Annotated in this window: 5 protein-coding genes; 3 read left to right on the top strand and 2 right to left on the bottom strand. The window is 49.3% G+C overall.

What is annotated here, in order from left to right; genetic code table 11:
- Positions 1 to 430: 430 nt before the first annotated feature.
- Both GC096_RS02445 and map read left to right on the top strand, forming a co-directional pair.
- A complete protein-coding gene (locus tag GC096_RS02445; RefSeq protein ID WP_171628714.1) occupies positions 431 to 1,015 on the top strand; it encodes a TetR/AcrR family transcriptional regulator in 585 nt (194 codons plus the stop codon).
- A gap of 7 nt (positions 1,016 to 1,022) precedes the next feature.
- Positions 1,023 to 1,769, top strand: coding sequence for a type I methionyl aminopeptidase (map, locus tag GC096_RS02440; protein WP_171628713.1), 747 nt, complete (start codon positions 1,023 to 1,025; stop codon positions 1,767 to 1,769).
- Positions 1,770 to 1,883: 114 nt separating this feature from the next.
- Here the strand turns inward: map and GC096_RS02435 are convergent, their stop codons facing one another.
- A complete protein-coding gene (locus GC096_RS02435; protein ID WP_171628712.1) occupies positions 1,884 to 3,863 on the bottom strand; it encodes a beta-galactosidase trimerization domain-containing protein in 1,980 nt (659 codons plus the stop codon).
- A gap of 116 nt (positions 3,864 to 3,979) precedes the next feature.
- Here GC096_RS02435 and GC096_RS02430 point away from each other — a divergent pair, with 116 nt between their 5' ends.
- On the top strand, positions 3,980 to 4,855 hold the full coding sequence (locus GC096_RS02430) for a helix-turn-helix transcriptional regulator (protein WP_171628711.1): 876 nt from the start codon (positions 3,980 to 3,982) through the stop codon (positions 4,853 to 4,855).
- A 440-nt stretch (positions 4,856 to 5,295) separates the two neighbouring features.
- Here GC096_RS02430 and GC096_RS02425 read toward each other — a convergent pair whose 3' ends face one another.
- Positions 5,296 to 6,936 carry an extracellular solute-binding protein gene (locus tag GC096_RS02425; protein WP_171628710.1) on the bottom strand — a complete coding sequence of 547 codons (1,641 nt, stop codon included), beginning with the start codon at positions 6,934 to 6,936 and terminating at the stop codon, positions 5,296 to 5,298.
- Between the last annotated feature and the right edge of the window lie 9 nt (positions 6,937 to 6,945).

Raw genomic sequence — 6,945 nt, 5'->3', positions numbered from 1 at the left:
AATCGGACTATTCATGCTTTTCCGCATGTAATCCCTGATTTAGTTCGGAGAAATCGGACTAAATTAATATAGGCAACTATCCACAACGACAGTGGATCTATTCCATCAGATTGCATAAGCGGTACTAAAGAAGACTTAGCCTATTGGCTAAATCTTTTAAGCATATTTCTACAGAATTGCGAAAACAACGTTAATTTAATAGGGTTTGTTTCATATGTCGATTAAACCTTCTAAGCTGCTCAATCTCGCGTTGGTGTGTGACTTTGAAGTCAGTTGCTTGTTTTGAACGGCTTTTTAAAGTGACTTCCAAACATATAACACACCTGTTTGTCTTTGAATATTGAAGAATTGGTTTGCATATTCGCGCCCCCTACGTTACAATCTTTATATCGACAAATTTGCATGTCTATAAAAGGAGGTTATCCCATCCTTGTGTCCCCGTACCAAAGAACAAAATGAACTCATCCGCTTGCAGCGCAGTGAACAAATCCTAGATGCTGCAGCGCGCACCTACTTCCTGACTGGCGGCAGCTTTGATATTCGTGACGTTGCCCGCGAAGCCAAGATCGGTTACGGCACGGTTTACCATTATTACCCCAACCGACATTTATTAATAGAAGATGTACTGAATAGCGGATTCGAGCGCTGTGAGCAAGCCCTGGCACAATGGGCAAACACTCGCGGCAACAACCCGAACGAAGGGCAACTGCTGACGTATTGCAAGGATCTGCTCCTTCTATGGCAGTCGGACGCCCGAGCCTATCTCGTCTACAAAATGGCAGCGGAACACTACTCAGGCTTACCTGAGAAAGATCGAAACCTTACCAAGAGACGATTCATGGAACGGCTGTACATTCCACTCCAATCCATCGTCCAGCGTGAAGACGACAGCGTTGACCATATGCTTGCCGTACTGGTTGGTTGCTGCGGACTACACTACTATGCGGGTACTTCCGAGCTGGACGTCGATCGGATCGCCAAGCTCGCTATGCAAGCTTTTACGAAGGAGTCCTGATACGAACATGGTTATTTTAAAAAGCAAACTTGAAATCGAGGCCATCCACAAAGCCTGCCAGGTAGTGGTCGAATGCCATCGTACGATCGCCCCGCTCATTCAACCGGGCATTACGACGAACGAGATTGAGCGCATCTTCGAGGAAATCATTCTTAAAAACGGTGCCAAGCCCTATACGAAGGGCTACAAGGGCTATCCCTATGCCACCTGTGCCTCCGTCAACGACGTGATCGCGCATGGCTTTCCTAAAGACACGCCACTTAAGGCGGGCGATATCGTGACGATCGACACCGTCGCGGAGCTCGATGGCTGGCTCGGCGATTCCGCCTGGAGCTATGCGGTTGGGCAGATCTCCCCGACTGCCGAGAAGCTGATGCGCGTCACGAAGGAATGCCTGGACCTTGGCATCGCGCAGGCGCAGCCCGGCAATCGGCTCGGCGACGTGACGAGCGCCATCCAGCGACATGCCGAATCGAACGGATTCGGCGTCGTGCGCGACCTTCTCGCGCATGGCATTGGCCGGGACCTGCACGAAGAGCCGAACTATATGCATGTTGGCAAGCCCGGCAAAGGCCTCCGAATCAAGGAAGGCATGGTGTTCACGATCGAGCCCATGCTTACCGAAGGCTCCTATTACATGACGATCGATCCGGACGGCTGGACCGCGCGAACGATCGATGGTAAGCTCGCCGCCCAATACGAGCATACGATTGCCATCCTGGCTGGGGGTCCACAAATCCTGACTGCACAATAAATTCATCTCACCATATCGCATGAAATCCTGTTCAATCCAATCGATATCATCGTTCTCCGACAATAACGCAAGGAACCAAAGCAAAAGAATCCTGCAACTGCAGGCTTCTTTTGTCTATACATCCATCACGACCATTTGATGGCAATCTATCCTTTGCACCTCGTAATGCACCGTTCCATCTGAATCTGTTACGAAAGCGAGCTCTGTCATCTGCGGGGCCAGATACACCTTTTTGACCGGCTTATGCAACCGCACTGACACCTTGGTCCCGAAAATCGGCACTAAATCTTCAATTACTTCGATGCTCTTCCCGCGTTTGACAGGCACGGCATACAATAGGTGATTGACAAAGCGCCGCTCTGTCGGCTGCTCCATAAGCGTAACGATCCCCTGTGCAGGCAAGTTCGTCGACAGTGTTTTTGCAGGTTCCAATAGCTTGTTCAGTGCGTACAGAACGCTTTGCTTGAGAACGAGACTGCCCACCGTCGCATATTCCTCGAAGACATTCCACGCTATATAAATACCGCCGCTGCTTTCAACCATCCCTGGCCCGTCCGACTGGAGAGCACTTGGGGTATGCTGATGCGAACAGAACGTATACACGTCACGGTTAAAATAAGGATTCTCCCGGTGCCCTAGCATCACTCCATCCCCGCTCAATTCAACTTGCTGACCCTTGGAATAGAAGACGAAGGATGCTTCCGGCACGCTTTCCAGCGCAAAATGCGGGTGAAAATAAGAAGGCTTATACGGATTCATCCCGACATAACGCATCCCAAGATCAATCGAGAATGCTGATCCCTCTAGGTTTAGCCCCGATTCCCCCGAAGCTAGCAGCTTTCCACCTTGCGCCATGAAAGTGTTCAGCTTGGTTTCAAGTTCCGAAATTATCCTAATACGATCCGGCAAAATAATAACGCGATAGCGGTGGAAATCGCTATCCATATCTATGACGTCGAACAGAATGTTACCTTCCAACAGCATGCGAACTGCTCCGGCATCAGCATGGCCTGTTCGATCGGCTTCACCCTCTTCTGGCCGTGAGACTGCCGCCTCTACCGTGAATAGTCCGACGTCAGCAATGCTTTGCACATTGGCGCACCATGGTTCCTTGCTCTCCACCTCGGCATAAGCCGCGCCAATAATCGCATACGTCGCAGGATCCATTCGACCTTCCGGATGCAATTGGTCGCCTATAGAACAGCTTGCCCCATTCGCGATGTTGAGTGCTGTTTCGTAGCGCAGCGCATTCGGATGCTTGTAGCCGCCGAATTCTCCCCACGACGTGTGGAATTTTCCTGTCATGCCAAGAAACGGCATCCCAAGCCCCTGCGCATAGCGGGCCGAAAGTGGGAAATGATCATAGCCCCAACCTCCTGTCGGCAAAGATTCCAGTTCCAAATGTGAGTTCATGGCAGCCAAATCACGACGTCCACGGCGGATATGTCCGCCGTTGTGGAACACGGGCAGCCCCGGCTTCACGGCGTCAATCGTTTCTCGGACTCTTCGCGTGTAGTTAGCGTATGTGCGTTCGCCTAGATCTATCACAGAACTCAAGTTACGGGGATCTTTCCCCTCGGACAGTAATTGACTGACGCATTTGTGACAATAGCATTTGCGTACCCCGACAATATCGAGAAAAATACCATCCGCATCATAGCGCCGAACCACTTCGTCAATTTGACGTAGAAGCACGTCCAGATACGGTGAATTCATACAAAAAGAGTGATACCCCGGCTTCATAAAGCCATCCACCCACGTCGTCTTGTCATTGATGTCCCGAATTAGCCATTCGGGATGTCGGCGCGCCAGCTTTTCATCTACGCCTGCAGATAGATAGACTGGCGTTTTGACGCCAATGTCATGCGCTGCTTCAATCATCTCCCCAAGCAGATCAAATGTTAAGTGAGGATGCATCTCATTGGCTTCGGAAGGATGATAGGCCCAACCATGATGACATTTGGAAAAAACGGTGATTGAATCCACGTGGCCTTTGCGAAGCATGTCCTGAAACTGCTCTTTGTCGAAATCGCACCCGATCCCTGGGATTGCTTCCGACGTATGAAAATCAAGGTGAACTTGACGAAAACGCATAGAACTGTCGCCTCCTAAATCTGTATTTGTTTTAACTATAGCTTGAAAGATAAACATGATATAGTAATAGCAACGACTTAAAATAGCACATTTCCGACCAATGGGAGATCCAACTAATGACGAACTGCTTGCAACTTCGCATTCCGCCTTTGCCGCAATTTCTCACCATCGGTTTCTCAATCTGGCCAGTTGGTGCCCAGCATTTTGGACGAACCTTTGATGTATACGATTTGCTATTAGTTCGCAGTGGGATGCTGCATATGACAGAAGAATCGCACGCATATGATGTAGGCCCTGGCGAAATGCTGTTGCTTGAACCTGGCATCTCGCACATCGGCCACAAAGCTTGCGAGGAGCCGACCGAGATTTACTGGGTCCATTTTAAGCATGAACCTGCGATCTCTAGGCTTCCGGACCATCAGATCTCCTGGTCGGTGCCCGTGCGCGAAGGAAGAGACAGCGATCTGGCGCCTCAAGAACAGTATCTTTATGTGCCTAAATTCAGTTCCTATGATCAGGTGGCGGTGGAGCCGATTTTGGAGGAAATGCTTCGGCTCAGGTCCTCCTTGACGATGGAGTATGCCCTCAATCTGCAACAACTGTTAGGCCGACTCCTGTCACAACTGCAAGCTTCATTACGGTCTGGCCGGCTAGGCAGCCGATCTTCCGTGCTTGCAGCGCAGGTAATGCGTTATTTGGAAGTGCACCTTCGAGAACCCTATCATGCTGCACACATGGAACAGGAGCTGCACTTCAATGAGGACTACGCTGCACGCTGCCTTCGTAAGCATACAGGGCTTAGCCCGCTCCAGTATCATCATGTGGTGCGAATGGAGGAAGCCAAGCGACTGCTCAGCACAAGTGAATTATCCCTACAAGAAGTCGGAGATCATGTCGGTTATGAGGATTATAACTACTTTATCCGAGTTTTCCGCAAAACCGTCGGCTGCACGCCAAGTGCTTTCCGCAGGTCGGTGTACAGGTATGTGTGAGGCATACATTGCGTCCCTAACCAGCAGCAAGCAGCCTATCAAAGAATTGTTGGGTGACAACTAAGTTCTGAAGAGCCAAAGGGGCTGTCCCGCTGCCGAATCTTATTTAGATGTAAAAACTACAGCTAATGTTCTCGAATTTGGGGTATTTCCGTAATTAGATGGAAAATGTACAGGTAAATTCAACGAAATTTGAAAAATCGATACAATTGGAGAAATTTAACTACGGGAAATACAGTTAATCATCCAAATTTGCTAAATCCGTTTCAAATAGATGGAGAAAATCCAGTTAAATTGCAGGAAGTCAGTTTATTATTCATCCGTCATAAGGTGAACAACGCAAGAAGAGGCCGTTTCAATAAGTCTACATAGACTTCTGAGACGGCCTCTTCTTACGAAGAAAGGGGTAGCGCCAATAGCTTCAAAGCGAATCGGATCGCCTACTTAGACTTGGCGTACTTCTCATTGTACATCTTGACAAGCTCGTCGGTTTTCAGCTTTTTGAAGCCGTCAACGAAAGCATCCCATTCCGTCATTGGCTTTTGACCGAGAATAAATTTCGTTAGGTTTTCGCTCATATACGTCTTCAACGGGGTTGTAATTTCGGCGAGTTTCGACGATTCGTCCTTGGACCAGTTAATTGAAGGCTCGGGATCGCGCAGTGCGTTCATTTCCTTCAGTTTTTTCATCCGGTCTGGGATGATGGCGGCCTGTTGATCCTCTCCTGCCTTAAAGCCGAGCAGACCGAAGCGATTGTACGACGGAATGACACCAGTTAGCCACCAGCTACCATAGCCGTAGTCGGTTTGTTTTTTCATACCTTCAGGGTATTTGCCATCCGCTCCGACGGTCCAGACGCTTTGGGTTTTGTCGAGCTTATATCCGGAAGGCGTCGTTTTGTCACGGGTGAACGTCTCATTCTCAACGCCAAGCATGAAGAACTCAATGCCCTCATCGCTGTAGGTGTAATCCATAGCCTTAATAATCTGATCGATGTACTTCGATTTTTTATTAATAACCATCGGCGAGCGGTAAGCAATGTTATAGTGCGGATCAAGATTTTGGGTATAAGTTTTGCCATCAATCTTCAATGGATAAATAGGCTGAATGTCGCGAGCTGGATCCTTCTTCGGATTGAGATTGTTCGACATCGCAAGTTGCTCCATCATTAGCGGGAACTGGCCGCTCTCATAACCCGCAAACAGCTCCTGATCTTTCATCGTCAAGAAATTTGGATGCAGCAGCTTCTCTGAATACATCCAACTCATCAGCTCTGTCCACTGCTTGTAACGATCTTTAAAGTCGACTGGTGCAAAAACGAATTTTTTCGTCTCAGGGTCCATCATCATTCCGTTACCCGGACCGTTATTAACATTGATGCCAAAATACATCTGCGTCCGTTCCGCAAAATAATCGAAGCCAAGCCGTGACGAAGTAATGTAGTCCCCCGTCTGTTTCTTCAGCGCGAGCATAGCCTTCTTGAAATCGTCGACTGTTTGAATCTGACTAGCATCCAGTCCCTCTTTCTTCAACAAATCGTTACGCACGAGCCAGAGCGTTGTGGCAAAATCGAAATCCTGCACGAGTGGAAACGCATACAATTTACCATCCTCCGGATGGCGCATCACCTTGTCGGCCTCTGGATATTTCTTAAGCCATTTTTCCAGATTCGGCAACTTGCCGGCCTTCATATAATCATCGAGTGCCACGAACAGCTGCGGTCCGTAATCCTTAAACGTGCGGTCATCTTGGAAAAATTTCATCATATCTGGCAGTTGCCCAGAGCTGAGCACGATGTTCATTTTTTCCTTAAACGCGTCGCGAGGCGGGCTATTCACGTTAAATTTGACGCCTGTCCTCTTGCCCCACTCGACGAACACTGGCAAGTCGCTGCCGATCGGCAGTCCCGGATCCCAAGGTGTCAGGACCTCCACCGTCGGAATTTCGCCGGCAACGCTTTTGCCGTCCCCAGTTGAAGCGGTAGGCGTGGCGGCTTTCTCTGTGCTCTGGCAACCGGCCAGCACTGTCATACAGATGGATAAGGCGGCGGCTGTCAGCCGCCAGTTCATAGTTTTGCCCATTAAGAACCC

It is taken from the genome of Paenibacillus plantarum (genome assembly GCF_013141695.1).
Taxonomy (GTDB): Bacteria; Bacillota; Bacilli; order Paenibacillales; family NBRC-103111; genus Paenibacillus_E; species Paenibacillus_E plantarum.
Note: the sequence above shows the minus strand (reverse complement) of the source record. Positions and strands in the feature narration are given on the sequence as shown.